Origin of the sequence: Testudinibacter sp. 'clade 2' (assembly GCF_006227735.1) — a bacterium.
Classification (GTDB): domain Bacteria; phylum Pseudomonadota; class Gammaproteobacteria; order Enterobacterales; family Pasteurellaceae; genus Chelonobacter.
Map to the genome: position 1 here is coordinate 1 of NZ_VDHB01000258.1, position 690 is coordinate 690.

The 690-nt window shown below is 31.3% G+C and carries 1 protein-coding gene and 1 pseudogene; both read left to right on the forward strand.

Annotation, left to right across the window (positions count from 1 at the left end; all coding sequences use genetic code 11):
* A pseudogene (locus FHQ30_RS13505) lies at window positions 1-205 on the forward strand (hypothetical protein); the annotation flags it as partial.
* An 11-nt stretch (window positions 206-216) separates the two neighbouring features.
* Window positions 217-576, forward strand: coding sequence for an SMI1/KNR4 family protein (locus FHQ30_RS13105; protein ID WP_139611101.1), 360 nt, complete (start codon window positions 217-219; stop codon window positions 574-576).
* The last annotated feature ends 114 nt before the right edge of the window (window positions 577-690 follow it).

Consider the following 690-nt stretch of genomic DNA (forward strand, 5'->3'; position numbering starts at 1 on the left):
AATACAAGCTAATGTTCATAATTATAATGAAACTTTAACACTGGAAGAATCTATAAGGTTTAGAGTTAATGGAGTAACTCCAAAAACATGGGGGGAGGCTGTTGAGTTAAGAATACAAAGACAATCCTCATTAAGATATGTACCAATTGACTGGTCTAATAAATTTCCATATGGGTCTATATATGATCCTAAAACTATTAAATAAAGGGGATTCCAATGAGAAATACATTTAAAATTTACCCTAATGATAAATTGCCTAAGCAATTTAAATTTCCTGATTATTATTTAAAACTATCTAGAAATCTAGATGATATAAATAAAATAGAATATTTCCCTTGGTGGTTTGAAGATGCTGAAGATGATATTGATTCCTATATAAAAATCTTAAAAAGGTTGACTGGTGTAGATTATCTTATTTCTTTTGCAAGAAATGGAGATTGGGCTGCTTGTTTTAAAATAACAGACTTCTCTGGTGATCCAAGAGTATATGTGTATGACTTAGGTAATAAGAATAATAATTATGAATATAATGATTTTAACGATTGGCTGCAGAGTGAAATGAAAAATATTCTTTGATTATTTGGAAGTTTTTTTCAGGGTTGAATTAATATTTGATCTTTATATGTGAGGCAGAAGCGGAGCAGCGTTTGCTTGAGCGGGCGGCACAACGGGTGGATTATGCCTGGTCGA

What these genes read in the sequence shown, in the direction of transcription:
- FHQ30_RS13105 (WP_139611101.1), top strand. Translation starts at nt 217, where the DNA reads ATGAGAAATACATTTAAAATTTACCCTAATGATAAATTGCCTAAGCAA.